The 15,346-nt window shown below is 73.8% G+C and carries 12 protein-coding genes and 1 riboswitch; of the genes, 5 read left to right on the forward strand and 7 right to left on the reverse strand.

The genetic code is table 11. The features are described from left to right. Window positions 1-231: 231 nt before the first annotated feature. The 6 genes from ACFVUT_RS25920 to ACFVUT_RS25945 form a co-directional block, all read right to left on the reverse strand. Entirely contained in the window at window positions 232-1,065 is an 834-nt protein-coding gene (locus ACFVUT_RS25920; RefSeq protein WP_389654322.1) for an ECF transporter S component, read from the reverse strand. Then, window positions 1,062-2,786 carry an ABC transporter ATP-binding protein gene (locus ACFVUT_RS25925; RefSeq protein ID WP_389654324.1) on the reverse strand — a complete coding sequence of 575 codons (1,725 nt, stop codon included), beginning with the start codon at window positions 2,784-2,786 and terminating at the stop codon, window positions 1,062-1,064. The genes ACFVUT_RS25920 and ACFVUT_RS25925 overlap by 4 nt, the downstream gene beginning before the upstream one ends. After that, window positions 2,783-3,946, reverse strand: coding sequence for an energy-coupling factor transporter transmembrane component T (locus ACFVUT_RS25930; protein WP_389654326.1), 1,164 nt, complete (start codon window positions 3,944-3,946; stop codon window positions 2,783-2,785). The genes ACFVUT_RS25925 and ACFVUT_RS25930 overlap by 4 nt, the downstream gene beginning before the upstream one ends. Continuing rightward, window positions 3,943-4,638 carry an SCO2322 family protein gene (locus ACFVUT_RS25935; protein WP_389654328.1) on the reverse strand — a complete coding sequence of 232 codons (696 nt, stop codon included), beginning with the start codon at window positions 4,636-4,638 and terminating at the stop codon, window positions 3,943-3,945. The genes ACFVUT_RS25930 and ACFVUT_RS25935 overlap by 4 nt, the downstream gene beginning before the upstream one ends. Continuing rightward, window positions 4,635-5,909: a prenyltransferase/squalene oxidase repeat-containing protein gene (locus tag ACFVUT_RS25940; protein WP_389654330.1), complete on the reverse strand. Its 1,275-nt coding sequence runs from the start codon at window positions 5,907-5,909 to the stop codon at window positions 4,635-4,637. Before ACFVUT_RS25940 ends, ACFVUT_RS25935 begins: the two co-directional genes overlap by 4 nt. A 108-nt stretch (window positions 5,910-6,017) precedes the next feature. Next, a riboswitch (cobalamin riboswitch) is annotated at window positions 6,018-6,153 on the reverse strand. A gap of 102 nt (window positions 6,154-6,255) precedes the next feature. Next, window positions 6,256-7,293 (reverse strand): MBL fold metallo-hydrolase, encoded by a 1,038-nt coding sequence (locus ACFVUT_RS25945; protein ID WP_389654332.1) that lies wholly within the window; start codon window positions 7,291-7,293, stop codon window positions 6,256-6,258. Window positions 7,294-7,591: 298 nt separating this feature from the next. Here ACFVUT_RS25945 and ACFVUT_RS25950 point away from each other — a divergent pair, with 298 nt between their 5' ends. Together ACFVUT_RS25950 and ACFVUT_RS25955 are read left to right on the forward strand one after the other, a co-directional pair. Then, a complete protein-coding gene (locus ACFVUT_RS25950) occupies window positions 7,592-9,052 on the forward strand; it encodes an aldehyde dehydrogenase (RefSeq protein ID WP_389654334.1) in 1,461 nt (486 codons plus the stop codon). Further along, window positions 9,052-9,285 (forward strand): ferredoxin, encoded by a 234-nt coding sequence (locus ACFVUT_RS25955; RefSeq protein WP_389654336.1) that lies wholly within the window; start codon window positions 9,052-9,054, stop codon window positions 9,283-9,285. Before ACFVUT_RS25950 ends, ACFVUT_RS25955 begins: the two co-directional genes overlap by 1 nt. Before the next feature lie 131 nt (window positions 9,286-9,416). Here ACFVUT_RS25955 and ACFVUT_RS25960 read toward each other — a convergent pair whose 3' ends face one another. Then, window positions 9,417-10,889 carry a PHB depolymerase family esterase gene (locus ACFVUT_RS25960; protein WP_389654338.1) on the reverse strand — a complete coding sequence of 491 codons (1,473 nt, stop codon included), beginning with the start codon at window positions 10,887-10,889 and terminating at the stop codon, window positions 9,417-9,419. Window positions 10,890-11,125: 236 nt separating this feature from the next. On the opposite strand from ACFVUT_RS25960, the gene ACFVUT_RS25965 reads away from it, so the two are divergent. From ACFVUT_RS25965 to ACFVUT_RS25975, 3 genes are all read left to right on the forward strand, one after another. Beyond that, on the forward strand, window positions 11,126-12,112 hold the full coding sequence (locus tag ACFVUT_RS25965; RefSeq protein ID WP_389654340.1) for an aldo/keto reductase: 987 nt from the start codon (window positions 11,126-11,128) through the stop codon (window positions 12,110-12,112). A gap of 297 nt (window positions 12,113-12,409) precedes the next feature. Further along, complete coding sequence (locus tag ACFVUT_RS25970) at window positions 12,410-13,264, forward strand: 3-hydroxybutyrate dehydrogenase (protein WP_389654342.1); 855 nt, start codon at window positions 12,410-12,412, stop codon at window positions 13,262-13,264. Between the two features lie 61 nt (window positions 13,265-13,325). Then, window positions 13,326-15,302, forward strand: a complete 1,977-nt coding sequence (locus ACFVUT_RS25975; protein ID WP_389654344.1) for a helix-turn-helix domain-containing protein — start codon at window positions 13,326-13,328, stop codon at window positions 15,300-15,302. Window positions 15,303-15,346: the final 44 nt, after the last annotated feature.

The raw sequence follows: 15,346 nt of genomic DNA on the forward strand, positions 1-15,346 counted from the left end.
GTTGTGGTGGACCGGGCGGTGCTCGGCGACGTGCTCCAGTCTTAGCGGCGCCGTTCGGCCGTGGCAACGACCCCCGATACGAGCACGCTTCGCACCCGGCGTCGAAGATCCCATAGCGGTCGAATCGCCCCAAAGGCGTCGTAGCAGGTCAAGAGAGATATGGGGTGCTTCGGTCGGGTTCTGGGCGGCTACGATCCCGGATCGTGGAGGACCGAGGTCCTGTGGGGGGCCTCACTCGCCGGGGGCCTCGAATGTGACCTGGGCCTCGAAGGCGGCGCGGCGGGTGGCCCGGCGCAGCGCCTTCAGCAGCGTCGCGCCGACGGTGAGCGTCAGCACCACGGTGAGCGCGGCCCGGCCCAGGTCCCAGCCGAGCGACGTGGCCGCGCAGTAGGCGAAGAAGCGCACCAGGTTCTCCGACAGCGGGTCACCCGGCTGGAAGGAGATCCCCGAGCCGAGCGGGGGCACGATCGTCCAGCCGAACAGGTTCATCACCGTGCCGTACGCGAACGCCGCCACGCACCCGTACGCCGCGAGCATCAGCAGCTCCGCGCGCCCGCGCAGCCGGTCCGGGCCCGGCAGCAGGCCCGCACCCATCGTGAACCAGCTCATCGCCAGCATCTGGAACGGCATCCACGGACCCACTCCACCGGTGAGCAGCGCCGACGCGAACATCGTCACGGAGCCGAGCACGAAGCCGAAGCCGGGGCCGAGCACCCGGCCGCTCAGCACCATCAGGAAGAACATCGGTTCCAGCCCCGCCGTGCCCGCGCCCAGCGGGCGCAGCGCGGCGCCGACCGCGGCCAGCACCCCCAGCATCGCCACCGCCTTCGCGTCGAGACCGGAGTCCGCGATCATCGCGACGACCACACCGACCAGCAGCGGCAGCAGGGCGGCGAACAGCCACGGCGCGTCCTGGGAGTGCGCCGAACCCGACTGCGCACCGGCCAGCAGGGGCCAGCCGAACGCGAGGACACCGATCGCGCTGATGAGGACGAGTGCGGCGATCGCGCGCGGCCCGAGGCGCACCGGCCGTGCCTCGCGCCCCTTCCGGTTCCCTCCGCTCATGACGTCGCTTCCAGCGCGCCGCGCACCTGCGTCACGGTCAGCCACTCCTGCGGCGCGAGGATCTTCGCGGTCTGCGGGGCGAACGCCGGGGAGGAGACCACCACCTGCCGGGTCTCCCCGTCCGCGACGGTCTCCCCGTCGGCGAGGATCACCACCCGCTGCGCCAGCTCCGCGGCCAGTTCCACGTCGTGCGTGGCCAGGACGATCGCGTGGCCCTCCGCCGCGAGACCGCGCAACACCCCGACCAGCCGGGCCTTCGCCGCGTAGTCCAGTCCGCGGGTCGGCTCGTCCAGGAGCAGCAGCGGGGGCCTCGCGGTGAGCACGACGGCCAGGGCCAGCGCGAGGCGCTGCCCCTCGGAGAGATCACGGGGATGTGTGTCGTCCGGCACACCGGGCAGCAGCTCGGCGACCAGGGCCCGGCAGCCGCCCGCGGCGGCGCCCGCGTCCGCGTCGGCCGCGGCGCACTCGGCGGCGACCGTGTCCGCGTACAGCAGATCGCGCGGTTCCTGCGGTACCAGGCCGACCCGGCGCATCATCTCGCGCGGCGGCGTACGGTGCGGGGCCCGGCCGCCGACGAGGACGGTGCCCGCGGTGGGCTCGACCATGCCGACGAGCGCGGCCAGCAGGGTGGACTTGCCCGCACCGTTGCGTCCCATCAGCGCGACCGTCTCGCCCGGGGCGACGGAGAGCGTCACCCGGCGCAGCGCCTCGACGCGCCCGCGCCGTACCCCGAGACGCTCGACCCGGGCCGTGGCATCGGTGACGGGCTCGGGAGCCGCCGCGGTCCGCGCGCCGCGGCCCAGCAGCCGGGCGAGCGCACCACGCCGCACGGGAGCGGGTATGGGAGCGGTGGGCGGCAGGGGCACGGCCGCCCCGGCCGGCACCGGCGACGGGGCGGGCCGTGCCTGTGCCAGCCGCTCCCGCAGGCCGGTCGCCCGGCGCCGGGCGTCGCGGACCGAGAGCGGCAGCGGATCCCACCCCGCCAGCCGGCCCAGCGCCACGACCGGCGGGTGGACCGGCGAGACGGCCATGATGTCCGCGGGGGCGCCCATGAGCGGAGCGGCCCCCGGCGACGGCAGCAGGACGACCTGGTCCGCGTACTGCACCACCCGCTCCAGCCGGTGCTCCGCCATCAGGACCGTCGTGCCGAGGTCGTGCACCAGCCGCTGGAGCACGGCGAGGACCTCCTCGGCCGCGGCCGGGTCGAGCGCGGACGTCGGCTCGTCGAGGACCAGGACCTTCGGGTGCGGGGTGAGGACCGAGCCGATCGCGACGCGCTGCTGCTGGCCACCGGAGAGCGTGGCGATCGGCCGGTCGCGCAGCCCGGCGAGCCCCAGCAGGTCCAGGGTCTCCTCGACCCGCCGCCGCATCACGTCGGGGGCGAGGCCCAGCGACTCCATTCCGTACGCCAGCTCGTCCTCGACCGTGTCGGTCACGAAGTGGGAGAGCGGGTCCTGCCCCACCGTGCCGACCAGATCGGCGAGTTCACGCGGCTTGTGGGTGCGGGTGTCGCGCCCGTCGACCGTGACCCGGCCGCTCAGCGTGCCACCGGTGAAGTGCGGAACGAGACCAGAAACGGCCCCCAGCAGCGTCGACTTGCCGACCCCGGACGGGCCCACGAGCAGCACCAACTCGCCCTCGGGGACGGTCAGATCGACCCCGGAGAGGGTGGGGTGCGGTGCGCCCTCGTACCGCACGGAGACGTGCTCGAAGCGGATCACTTGCTCTCCTCGGGATTCGGGGTGCCCACCGGGGGCGGCACGGGCGCCACCACCGCGGGCAGCAGCCCGACCAGCACCGCCGCCGCGGGCCACAGCGGGAGCACCGGTGCGACGAGCGGTACGACGCCGGGGCGCAGCGCCTCCCCGTCGACACTGCCCGCCCAGATCATCGCCGCCGCCACCACGACCCCCGAGACGGCCACCAGCCAGGCCCGCACACCCCACCGGTCGGGCCGGTAGCGGGTACGGACCGAGCGGGCACCACCGAGCCGCAGCCCGGCCGTCGCGGCGACCAGCCCGGCGATCAGCAGCGGCATTCCGTACACGGCGCCCTGCGCGGCCAGCAGACCGTACGTGCCCGCGCACACCCCGAGCAGTCCGCCCAGCGTGAGGACGTTCGTGGTGTGCCGGACGGCGGGCGGAACCTGGGCGGTACGCCCGTACCCCCGCGCGTCCATCGAGGCCGCCACCGCGACCGATCGCTCCAACGCGCCCTCCAGGACCGGCAGTCCGATCTGGAGGACCGCCGTGACGCCGCCGGTCGGACGGCCCCGCAGCCGCCGCGCGGTGCGCAGCCGCACCACATCGGCGACCATGTTCGGCGCGAACGTCATCGCGACGACGACGGCGACCCCCACCTCGTACAGCGCACCCGGCAGCGACTTCAGCAGCCGGGCCGGGTTGGCGAGCGAGTTCGCCGCGCCGACGCAGATCAGCAGCGCGGCCAGCTTCGCCCCGTCGTACAGGGCGAAGACCAGCTGCTCGGCGGTGACCCGGCCGCCGATCCTGACACCCTTCGCCCAGTCGGGCAGCGGCACTTCGGGGAGGGTGAACACCGGGTGCGTCCCGGGGATCGGCGAACCGAGGAAGACGGAGAAGAGCAGCCGCACACCGATGACGAAGAGCCCGATCCTGATGAACGCCCCGTACGAACGGGCCCACGGCGCGTCCGTCCGGCGCGCCGCGACCACATAGCCCGCCACCCCCACCAGCAGCCCGAGCAGCAGTGGGTTGGTGGTCCGGGACGCCGCGGTGGCGAGGCCGAGGGCCCACAGCCACCAGGCCCCGGCGGGCAGGGCGTTGCTCCGGGTCGCCCCGGGGGCGCGCAGCGGGCGGCGCGACCGCGCGGTGCCGGTGACGCCCGTGGCCGGGGCGGTCATCCGCGGCGGCGGCGGGCCTGCGCGACGGCGGCGATGCCGAGGAGGAGAACGGCGCCGACCCCGACCAGCACTCCGGCGGACGGTCCGCCGCCCGAGCTGTCCGAGCTGTCCGAGGCGGCGGAGGCGTCCGAGGAGTCCGAGGCTGCCGGGGGCGCGGACGCGGCGGGCGCCTGCCCGCCGTCCCCCGAGACCTGCTCGCCGCAGCCCGAGGCCGGGTAGCCGGATATGGCGCAGAGGAGGGCGTCGCTGCTGTAGCGCAGCGGCTTGGCCACCGACGCGAGCGCTTCCGCGGTGCTCGCGTCCGGGGCGACCCGCGCGCACGCGGTGCGCAGCGCGGGCGGAGTCTCGCCGGCCGGGGCGTCCGCCGCGGTGCCCGGGTCGATGACCAGCGCGACCCGCTTGGTGCCGTCCTCGGCCGGGGTGTCCGCGCAGATCTCCGCGAAGTCCGGGGAGCTGCGCGGATTCGCGGAATCCTGGGAGTCCTCGCTCACCGAGAACCGGAAGCCCTGCACCGCGCCGTCGTCCGGCCGGACCAGGGACGGGCCCTGCGTGGCGTACGTCCAGTCCGTGCCGGAGCCCTCCCAGAACGACCAGTACCGGTACCCGGCCGCCTGGGCCGTCCCCGTGCCGAGCACGGCCAGGACGGCGCCGAGGACCACCAGGAGAGCGGCGGCCCTTCCTGCCCGCCTCACAGCTGCTGGCTCTTCCGGCGGCCGCTGATCAGGAAACCGGCGCCCGCGCCGACGACGAGGCCGATACCGACGTACCACCACACGCCGCCGATCACATCGTCCCCGCTGTGGACCTGGTCCTTCTCGGTGGGCACGTAGCCGGTGTCGGCGGACGGGTCGGGTGTGGTGACGGCCGCGGGGACGGGACCGGTCGCGTTCAGCCGGTCGACGAGGTTCACGCCACCGAAGTCGCGGGCGTCGGCACCGGCCGCGTGTGCGGCCAGGACCAGTTGCGCGTAGGCGGCGGGACCGTTCTCCTCCGCCCAGGACCCGGAGTTCTTCTTCAGCCAGGCCACGGCCCCGGCGGCCTTGTCCTGGTGGCCCGCCGCGGACAGGGCGACGACCGCGTCCGCGGTGTTGCCGAAGTCGGGCTGCGGGGTGGAGTCGTCGGCGCCGGGCATCGGTGCCAGGTCCAGATGGCCGTTCGCGGCGAGGGCGTTCGCGAGGTAGTGGGCGCCGTTCTGGGCGGCCTGCTCGGGCGTGAGGCCGGTGCCCGGGTGGCAGGTGGGCGCCTTGGTCGCGGCGTTGTCCCCGACGGCCAGGGCCTTGCCCATGGTGCCGAGCACGGCGGCGGCGGTGGCGTCCGCGTTGGCCGCGAGCTTGCCGGCCTTGTCGGGCTGGTAGGCGAAGGCGCCGCCGTCCTTGCCGCCGCACGGGATCGCGAGCGCGAGCAGCGGGGCGTAGGGCGTCTTGCCGCCGTGCGTCGTGATGTCCCCGAGCCGCTGCCCCTGCCGGGCGAGGGCGCCGATCACCAGCGAGGTGGAGTTGGCGTCACTGGGCGCGCCCGCGGTGTAGCCCCAGCCGCCGTCCTCGTTCTGTACGGCCTTCAGCCGGCGCACCGAGTCGTTCACGGTCTCCCGGTGGCCGCCCACCTCGACGAGCGCCTGGACGGCGACCGCGGTGGCATTGGTGTCCAGCACCGTCTTCCCGGTGCACGGCTGGGAGACGTCCGGCCGGTACGAGGCGTACGCGCCGTCGGCGCACTGCTGGGCGATCAGCCAGTCCACCGACTTCGTCGCGGGCGTGACGCCCTCGATCCGCTGGGCGAGGAGGGCCAGTGACTGCCGCCAGACGCCGTCGTACGTGGGGTCCTTCGTGCCGTACAGCCCGGAGGGCGACGCGGCGGACGGCGAGGGCGACGGGGACGGTGCCGCGACCGCGGCCGGAGCAGTGGCCGCACAGAGCACGGTGGCGGTGGCGGCGAGCGCTGCTGCGCTGCGGCGTACGGTCATGGCGGGCGGGGCCTCTCCTGCGCGGGGAACCGGGCACAGGCACGCTCACGCACCAGGCTCCGGCTCCGTATACCTCGACGGTGCCGACCACCGGGGTTCCGGTGGTGCGAGCCGGTCACAACCGCAGGCAGGGCATTCCGACTCACCGTCTGCGACGACGGCTCACGGCTGCGTGGTCAGTGCCGGATTCGCACCGGCTTCCCCCTGGACGGGCATGATGACGACCCGCACACTCTACCGGTCGGGGCCGGAGCGCCCGGGTGGAGGCGGTCACACCCCCGACCCCGGTGCCCCGCCGGTGGTCCGTCACGCCGCGATGTACGTCACCGGGTCGTTCGGTGGTCCGTCACGCCGCGATGTACGTCACCGGGTCGCTCCCCGCCACCGCCTCCGCGCGGCCCAGCTTCACCAGCCGCCGCAGATGCGCCTCGGCCTCCGAGACGGCGATGTTCCGCGAGCCGTGCGGGATCTGCGCCCAGGGCCGGTTCCACTCCATCCGCTCGGCCAGCTCCCACGGCGTCAGGGGGGTGACCAGCAGTCCGAGCAGCCCGGTCAGCCGCTCCTCGTGGTGGTGCAGCAGTTCCCGCACGCGCCCCGCGGCATCCGTGAACGCGTACTGGTGGGCGGGCAGCACCTCGGCGGCCCCGAGCCGCCCGACGCGCTCCAGGGAATCGAGGTAGTCGCCGAGCGGATCGGTGACCGTGGCGTCGTCGGGGTCTTCGTAGAGACCGATGTGCGGGCTGATTCCGGGCAGCAGGTGATCGCCGGAGAAGAGCCGGCCCCGGCCGGGAAGATCTCCCGGATGCTCCTCCTCCAGGTGGAGGCAGACGTGGCCGGGCGTGTGCCCCGGCGTCCAGACGGCCCGCAGCGCGCGCCCCGCCAGATCGAGCAGCTCACCGGGGACGATCTCCCGGTCCGGAACCGCGGCCCGCAGCCCGGGCAGGGTGCGCATCCGGCCGCCGGCCATGGCCGCCCGCAACGGCGCGAGATGCTCCTCGGGCGCACCGACCGCGGTGAGCTTCGCCGCGAGGTACGCCGACCAGGTGTCCGGCCGGGACTCGTGGGTCCGGCGCACGATCGCGGTGTCGGCGGCGTGCATGGCGATCCAGGCCCCGGACGCCTCGCGCACCTGCCCGGACAGGCCGTGGTGGTCGGGGTGGTGGTGGGTGATGACCACACCGTGGATGTCGCCGACCCCCGTACCGACGGCGGTGAGCCCGGCGGTGAGCGTGTCCCACGCCTCCGGATCGTCCCAGCCCGTGTCGATCAGGACCGGGCCGCGACCGGTGTCGAGTACGTGCACCAGGGTGTGCCCGAGCGGGTTGTCCGGGATGGGGACCTTGATGCTGTGCACGCCCCCGCCGTGATCGGTCACCTGCGTCATGGGCTCCCCCTCTCTCCGCGCGGCATCGCTCCGCACGACATCGCTCCGCGCGACCTGGTCGGCGTACCGGACGTACGGCTGTGCGGTGCACCGCGCCCACTGTAACGAGAACTTGTTCCAGTTGACCCCCCGGTCGGCCAACTGTTCGGCCCCGATGCCCTCGTGGCCGTCCGGCGGGTGGAACCGGTGTGTCGTCGGCGCGGGCGGGCCCGTCGCGGCCGTGGACTCCTGGAACTGGAACTGGTATCAGTTCTGACACGGAGTCAGGTAACGTGCCGGGTCGCGGGAGGCAGCAGCCATGACCGAGCTTGTCGAACACGGAAAACTGTTCATCGGCGGGGAGTTGGTCGATCCGCTGGGCCGGGACGTCATCGAGGTCGTGTCGCCCCACACCGAACAGGTGATCGGCCGGGTGCCGCACGCCTGCGCGGCGGACGTGGACCGGGCCGTCGCCGCCGCCCGGCGGGCCTTCGACGAGGGGCCCTGGCCACGGATGACCGTGGACGAGCGGATCGAGGTGATCACCCGGATCAAGGACGCGTTCGCCGTGCGGTACGAGGAGATCGCCCGGATCATCAGCTCGGAGAACGGCACCCCGTACACGTCCGGCGTGATGGTGCAGGCCCTCGCGGCGATGATGGTGTGGGACGCGGCGATCACCGTCGCCCGCGGTTTCCCGTACGAGGAGCGGCGCGACGGGGTGCTCGGGCCGCTGCTGGTGCGCCGGGAGCCCGTCGGGGTGGTCGCGGCCGTGGTGCCGTGGAACGTTCCGCAGTTCACCGCCGCCGCCAAGCTCGCGCCCGCGCTGCTGGCCGGCTGCTCCGCCGTCCTCAAGGTCTCGCCCGAATCCCCGCTCGACGCCTACGTCCTGGCGGAGATCGCCGCGGAGGCGGGGCTGCCGGAAGGGGTGTTGTCGATCCTGCCGGCCGACCGCGAGGTCAGCGAGTACCTGGTCGGGCATCCCGGCGTCGACAAGGTGTCGTTCACCGGGTCCGTCGCCGCGGGGCGACGGGTGATGGAGGTCGCCTCCCGCAACCTCACCCGGGTCACGCTGGAGCTGGGCGGCAAGTCCGCCGCCGTGATCCTCCCGGACGCCGATCTGGACACGGCCGTCGCGGGCATCGTCCCCTTCGCCTGGATGATCAACGGCCAGGCCTGCGTCGCCCAGACCCGCATCCTCGTGCCGCGCTCCCGCTACGACGAGATGGCCGAGGCGTTCGCCGCCGCCGCGGGTGCGCTGAAGGTCGGCGACCCGCTCGACCCCGCCACCGAACTCGGCCCGCTCGTCGCGCGGCGCCAGCAGCAGCGGTCGCTCGACTACATCCGGATCGGCCAGGACGAAGGCGCCAAGATCCTGACCGGCGGCGGCCGTCCGGCCTCCCAGGAACGGGGCTGGTACGTCGAGCCGACCCTCTTCGGTGACGTCGACAACTCCATGCGCATCGCCCGCGAGGAGATCTTCGGCCCCGTCATCTGCCTCCTGCCGTACGGCGACGAGGACGAGGCGGTACGCATCGCCAACGACTCCGACTACGGCCTCAGCGGCAGCGTCTGGACCGCCGACACCGCGCACGGCGTCGACATCGCCCGCCGGGTCAGGACGGGCACGTACAGCGTGAACACCTTCAGCCTCGACATGCTCGGCCCGTTCGGCGGCTACAAGAACTCGGGCCTGGGACGGGAGTTCGGCCCCGAGGGATACGCCGAGTACTTCGAGCACAAGATGATCCATCTGCCGGCCGGATACGAGGGGGCGTGATGGGGGACCGCTGGGCAGTGGAGGTCGACCGCCGCGTCTGCATCGGCTCCGGGATGTGCGTGAACCACGCACCGGGCGGATTCGCGCTGGACTCCGCCCGGCAGTCCCACCCGGCAGCCCCCGAGACCGACGCCAACGAGAAGGTCCTCGCCGCGGCCGAAGGGTGCCCCGTCGAGGCGATCACGATCACACTGACCGGCTCCGGGGAGGTCGTCTTCCCACCGGAGGAATAGGAGCGGGACCGGCGCGCGGACTGCGGCGCGTCCATCCGGGCACGCCCTGATTCTGCCGGATCCGGGGACGGGACGGGCTCCGGAAGGCGGCCGGGCGCGGTGTGCCCGGCCGCCTTCCGGGACGAGTGTGCTCAGGCCGCGCACCCCGTGTCGGCGAGCACGAAGTACCCCGTCGGCGACTCCTTCAGCGTGTGCGTGACGAAGACGTTGTACAGGCCCATGTTCTCGTCCGAGCCGTTGGCGTACACGTAGCCGCCCGTGGTGTGTGCCCGGCCCGCCGCCACGTGCGCGTAGTTCGTCGCCGTGAAGCACCGCGCGGGTGTGCCGCCGGACGTGGTCGCCGTCACCGGGGACGAGGCGGTGCCGGGCGTGCCCGATCCGTCGACCGCCGCCACCGTGTACCGGTAGGCACTGCCGGCGGTGAGGCCCGTGTCCGTGTACGTCGTGGAGGCGGGGGAGGCGACCTTCGTACCGTCGCGGTAGACGGCGTACGAGGCGGCGTCGGCGACCGCGTTCCACGACAGTGCGGCGCTGCTCGCCGTGACGCCCGTGACCTGAAGGCCGGAGGGGGCCGGGAGTTGCTCGCCCCCACCACCGGGTGCGCCCTGGTCCAGGCCCCAGAAGACGCCGGTGTAGTACGTCGAGCAGAGGGCGTTCAGGAAGTAGGCGGCCGTCGAGCCGCACTGCCCGGTGCCCGAGCCGGGGCTCACCGCCAGGCCGTGCCCCATGCCGGAGACCGAGTACGTCTGGACGGCCGGATTCCCGGAGGCGTCGTTGTACGTGCTGCGCGTCGTGCTGCCGGGCAGGGTGTCCGTGGCCGACGGCGTCTGGCCGATGCCCCAGACATCCGTCCACTGGTCGCGCAGGGCCGTGGCGTTGGCCGGGTACACCGTGTAGTCGGACGTGCCCTGCCAGATCGCCACCCGTGGCCAGGGGCCCGTGTAACCGGGGTAGGAGGCGCGGACCTTGTCGCCCCACTGCGCGGGCGTCAGCTTCTGCGGGCCCGTCTGGCAGCCGGACGCGGCCGCCTGGCTCGTCGCGCACTGGGCGGGCAGCCCCGAGGCCACGGAGCCGCCCGCGAACACGTCCGGATACGCGGCCAGCAGGTCGGCGGTCATGCCGCCGCCCGCCGAGAGCCCGGTGACGTACACCCTGCGGGAGTCCGAACCGTACTGCTGCTTCGCGTAGTCCACCATCTGCACGACCGAGGCGGCCTCGCCCCTGCCCCTGCTGTCCTCGGCCGGGTCGAACCAGCCGAAGCAGGACAACGCGTTGTTGGCGGACGTGGTCTGCGGGAAGACCACGGCGAAGCCCCACAGATCGGCGTACTCGGGCCAGCCCGAGTGGCTGTAGTAGTCGGTGGCCGTCTGCGTGCACCCGTGCAGGGCGACCACCAGAGGGGCGTTCGCCGGCAGAACGGCGGGAGTGTACGCGTACATCTGGAGGTTGCCGGGGTTCGTGCCGAAGCCGGTGACCTGTTGCAGTCCACCGGCCGCGGCGGCGGGCTGGGCGGCGGTCGCGGTGCTCAGTATCGCGGCGACGAGGGCGAGAGCGGCCGTGGAGGCGACGCGCCTGAGCAGGCGTCGCAGGATCGGTGGGCGCACGGGGGCCTCCCTGTACGGAACGGTGCGGACAGTGCGGGACGGGTGCGTTCCTGACGAGTGCGGGGCGGACGCTATGAGGCGGGGTCCGCCGCGCCCATGGGGCCGGCGGACACTCCCCGGCCCCGACTGTGTGCGGTGCCGCTCTTGCGCGCCTTGACATGGAGCGCACTCCAGCACGCAGACTCACGCGGGACGCCAACGCCCGTACGGATACGGGCTGCTGGGAAAGGACCCCTATGCGCTACCGGACCATCGGCACCGACCCGGCCACTCGCCGCGAGGTGAGTGTGCTCAGCCTCGGCGCCATGCTGATGGGCACGATCACCGACGAGGCGACGTCGTTCGCGATCCTCGACCGCTACGTCGAGGCCGGCGGAACGTTCATCGACACGTCGAACAACTACGCGTTCTGGGTCGACGGCACCCAGGGCGGGGAGAGCGAGAAGCTGCTCGGCCGCTGGCGCCGCAGCCGGGGCGTCGGCGGTGAGATCGTCATCGCGACCAAGCTCGGAGGCCGGCCCAACGTCGCCTCCACCGCGTTCTCCCACGACATCGAAGGGCTCTCGGCCGAGGTCATCAGGGAGTCCGCGCGGCGGAGCCGGGAGAACCTCGGTGTGGACAAGCTGGATCTGCTGTACGCGCACGTCCAGGACCGTCGCGTACCGATGGCGGAGACCGTCGAGACCTTCGGGGAACTGGTCGCCGAAGGCACGGTCGGCCTGCTCGGGGTGAGCAACCACTGGGCGTGGCAGGTGGAACGGGCCCGTACGCTCGCCGCGTCCGCCGGCCTGCCGGGCTACGAGGTCCTGCAGTACCACCACAGCTACCTGCGGCAGCGCACGGACCCGCCGAGCCGGCGCTCCCCGGACGGCCAGGAGGGCGTGGCCGACGGGGCCCTGCTCAGCTATCTGCGGGCCGAACCCGGTCTCGTGCCGGTCGCGTACTCGCCCCTGCTGGCCGGTGCCTACGTCCGTGCGGACAAGCCGCTGGGCCCCGGGTTCGACCACCCGGGCACCCCCGCGCGCCAGGCGGCGCTCCGGAAGGTGGCCGAGGAGACCGGGGCGAGCGTCATCCAGGTGGTCCTGGCCTGGCTCCTCGGCGGAGACGTCCCGTTCGTCCCGCTGGTCGGTGCCTCCTCGGTCGCGCAACTGGACGAGAGCCTGGCCGCGGTGGACCTGGAGCTGACCGCGGAGCAGCGGGCGACGCTGGACGGCGCGTACTGAGGGACGGGGCGCGGCGAGGGGGCGGTGCGGGGCGCGGGGACGGGGAAGGGTGCGCTGAGGGGGCGGTGCTGGGCGCGGCCAGGGGGCGGGGAAGGGTGCGCTGAGGGGGCGGGGCGCGGGGGCTGGGGGAAGGGTGCGCCGAGGCAGCGGGACGGGGCGTTGCGCGCGGTGGCGGGCAGGGCGCGGTGACGGACCCTGCCCGGACCCGCACCATGTACGCCGCCACCATGCCGACACGCCGCGGTATGTGCACCGACTCCGTGTGACGTGGCCTTCGGCCTCCTTACGGTGACGAGCATGGAGACTCCCCAGAGCCCGGCCCCCGGGACCGCCCCGCATGCCACGTCGCATGCCGCCCCGCTCACCGTCCCGCCGCCCGGCACCGCCCTCCCGCCGTCGCCCGCGGACCGGATCCTTGCCGGGCGCACCGCCCTGGTGACCGGTGCCGCGAGCGGTATCGGGCGGGCCTGCGCACAGGCCCTGGCCGCGGCGGGTGCCCACGTCCATGTGGTCGACAAGGCCGCCGACGCCGCCCAGGCCCTGGCGGCGGCGATCGGCGGCACGGCGTGGGTGGTCGATCTCTCCGACCCCGACGCGGTGGACACACTGCCCGCCGACGCGGACATCGTCGTCAACAACGCCGGACTCCAGCACGTCGCCCCCGTGCACGAGTTTCCGCCGGACCGCTTCGCGCTGATCCAGCGCGTCATGGTGGAGGCCCCGTTCCGCATCTTGCGCCGGACCCTGCCGGGCATGTACGAACGCGGCTGGGGGCGCGTGGTCAACATCTCGTCCGTGCACGGCCTGCGGGCCAGCCCCTACAAGTCGGCCTATGTGGCGGCGAAGCACGCATTGGAGGGACTCAGCAAGGTGGTCGCGCTCGAAGCGGCGGAGCACGGGGTGACGAGCAACTGCGTCAGCCCCGGCTACGTCCGCACGCCCCTGGTCGAGAACCAGATCGCGGACCAGGCCCGTGCGCACGGAATCTCGGAGGAGGAGGTGGTGGGGCGCGTCATGCTGGAACGCAGTGCGATCAAGAGCCTGATCGAACCCCGCGACGTCGCCGAGGCCGTGCTGTGGCTCTGCGGGCCGCGCACCGGGCACATCACCGGCACCTCGCTCTCCATGGACGGCGGCTGGACCGCCAACTGACCCCCGACGGAAGGCGGCTGGGCCGCCGACCGCCCCCGACCCCCACGAACGATGGCCGCTCATGTCTGAACCGTCCGCCTCCGCCGCGCCGCATCTGCGGCGCCTCCTCGACCTGCTGGCCGACGACGCCCCCGCCGAGGCGCTGGGCGCCGTCTCCTCGCAGGCGCGGGCCGCCGGTGTGCCCGCGGGCGACCTGGCGGAGGTGGAACGGGCCACCGCCACCGCCCTGCGGATCAGGGGTGCCCTGCGGCAGCACCGGCGCCGCGAACTCCAGCTCACCGCGCTCTTCGACACCGCGGGCGACCTGGCCGCCTCCCGCGATCTGGACGAGGTCCTGAAGGCGATCGTGCGCCGGGCCAGGATGCTGCTCGGCACGGACACGGCCTATCTCACGCTCCCCGACGAGGAGGCGGGGGACACCTACATGCGGGTCACCGACGGGTCGGTGTCCCTGCTCTTCCAGCGGCTGCGGCTGGAGCTCGGCCACGGGCTCGGCGGTCTGGTGGCGCAGACCGCGAGCCCGTACGCGACCCCCGACTACCGCACCGACGACCGCTTCCACCACACACGCAACATCAACGCGGGGGTGCTGGACGAGGGGCTCGTCGCCATCCTGGGCGTGCCCCTGCTCCTCGGCTCCAGCCGCGGCGGCACGGGCAAGGTCATCGGCGTACTCTTCGCGGCCGACCGCGCGGCCCGCGTCTTCAGCCCCGACGAGGTCGCGCTGCTCTGCTCGCTCGCCGCGCACGCCGCGATCGCCATCGACACCGCCCGCGCGCTCGACGACACCCGGTCCGCGCTGGACGAACTGGCGGAGGCAAACGCCGAGTTGGCCGAGGCCAACGCGGCCGTACGGGCCCACTCGGCGGCCATGGGGCGGGCCGAGGAGTCCCACGACCGGCTGACCGACCTGGTGCTTCGCGGCCGGGACGTCAAAGACGTCGCCGCGGCGGTCGCGGGGCTGCTGGACTCCCCGCTCACCATTCACGACCCCGGCGGACGCCCCCTGGCGGCCGTCCGGCCCGACGGCGCGGACTTCGCCGCCGACAGCATGGACGCCGGCTGGCTGGCCGAGACCGCCGAGGAGTCCCGTTCGGGTGCCCGTGCCGTGCACCGCGACGGCCGGTGGATCTGCGCGGTCCTCGCCGGACAGGAACTGCTGGCCGGTCTGGTCCTGCACCGGCGCGCACCGCTCGACGACTCCGACCGGCGGCTGTTCGAGCGCGCCTCGGTGGTCACCGGACTCCTTCTGCTGCTGCGGCGCACGGTCGCCGAGACCGAGAACCGGATCCGGGGGGAGCTGATCACCGATCTGCTGACCGAGGCGGACCGCGACCCGGCCGGACTCGCCGAACGCGGGCGCCGGCTCGGCTTCGACCTCGACCGCCCGCATCTGCTGCTGGTCGCCGAGGGCGGTGCGCGCGAGCGGCTGGCCCCCGCGGCGATGCGCTATCTGTTCGGCGGGGACATCCATGGAGTGAGCGCCGAACACGCGGGAAACGTCGTGCTGTTGATCGGTACCGACGGCCCCGCCGCAGACGCCGGCGACGCGGCGCGCGCGGCGGCGGCCCAGCTCGGTCAGCTCACCCAGGCCCCCGTCACCGTCGCCGCCACCGGACCGGCCCGCGGCGCCCGCGAACTGGCCTCCGCATACGGGGAGGCCGCTCGCTGCCTGCGCGCCATGCGGGTCCTCGGCCGCACGGGCGAGGGTGCGTGCGTCGACGAACTCGGCTTCCTCGGAGTGGTCCTGGGCAACGGCCAGGATGTCGAAGGTTTCGTCGACGCGACGCTGGGACCGCTGCTGGAGTACGACGCGCGGCGCGGCACACATCTCGTGCGTACGCTCAGCGCCTACTTCGGCGCCGGGGGCAGCCTCATCCGCGCCAAGGACGAACTCCACGTGCACGTCAACACGGTGGTGCAGCGGCTGGACCGGGTGCAGGCGCTGCTGGGCCGCGACTGGAACGATCCCGGCCGGGCGCTGGAACTCCAACTGGCCCTGCGCCTGCATCTGCTGACGGGCGGACGGGAGCGGTAAGGGCACCCCCGGCCGCCCGTGGGGCGCCGTCGCGTCCGTCGTGC

It is taken from the genome of Streptomyces sp. NPDC058051 (assembly GCF_042885475.1).
In the GTDB taxonomy this organism is placed as follows: Bacteria; Actinomycetota; Actinomycetes; order Streptomycetales; family Streptomycetaceae; genus Streptomyces.